Raw genomic sequence first — 972 nt, 5'->3', positions numbered from 1 at the left:
CATCCATGCGCTGCCCAAGCGCATCCTTGCCGAAATCAACGAGCCGATCACCTTCCAGGGTACGACAATCATGCCTGGCGCCAGCGCCGGCATCGCGGTCTATCCAGTCGACGCCGACAATGCGCAGGACCTGCTCGTCCATGCCGACCTCGCCCTCTATTCCGCCAAGAAGCTCGGCGGCGGCAATTTCTCCTTCTTCTCGGAGGAACTGCGGCGCGAGCTCGACTACCGCAAGCAGCTCGAACAGGACATCCGCACGGCGATCGCCGACAAGAGTTTCGAGGTCTATTTCCAGCCGCAAGTGTCGCTGACCAGCGGCAAGATCAGCGGCATCGAGGCATTGGTACGCTGGAACCACGCCACGCGCGGCATGATCTCGCCCGGCGAGTTCATTCCCGTCGCCGAGAAATGCGGCTTCATGCCCGATGTCGGCCGCATCGTCATCAGCAAGGCGATCAACGAGGCCGCCGAATGGGACCGCGCCGGAATCGATTTCGGGCGCATCGCTGTCAATGTCTCCGGTACCGAACTTCGCGAGCCCGATTTCGACGAGTTCCTGTTCGGCACGCTGGAGCGCGCCGGGCTGGCGCCGCAGAAGCTTTCGCTGGAGATCGTCGAATCCGTCATCCTCGACGACGAGAAGACCGGAATCGCCGCCAAGCTCCGCCACATCCGCGCCGCGGGCGTGCATCTGGAACTTGACGATTTCGGCACCGGCTATGCTTCGCTGAGCCACGTCAACCCCAACGAGATCGACCGGCTGAAGATCGACCGCCGCTTCGTCCAGAACATCAACGAGAACGGCGACAACAGCAAGATCGTGCGCGCCATCACCGAGCTTGCCAGGGGGCTGGGCATCTCGATCGTCGCCGAGGGCGCCGAGACCGAGGCCGAGCTCGACTCGCTCATGGCGATCGGCTGCGACCAGGTGCAGGGCTATTCCATCGCCTTCCCGATGCCGCAGGACAAGGC

Annotated in this window: 1 protein-coding gene; it reads left to right on the top strand. The window is 63.4% G+C overall.

All coding sequences use genetic code 11. The features are described 5' to 3' along the window. On the top strand, positions 1–972 hold a 972-nt coding region (locus tag EOA24_RS39365), incomplete at both ends, for a GGDEF domain-containing phosphodiesterase (RefSeq protein WP_133375004.1).

Origin of the sequence: Mesorhizobium sp. M2A.F.Ca.ET.039.01.1.1 (genome assembly GCF_003998035.1) — a bacterium.
GTDB lineage: Bacteria > Pseudomonadota > Alphaproteobacteria > Rhizobiales > Rhizobiaceae > Mesorhizobium.
This window is presented reverse-complemented; position numbering and strand designations above follow the sequence as displayed.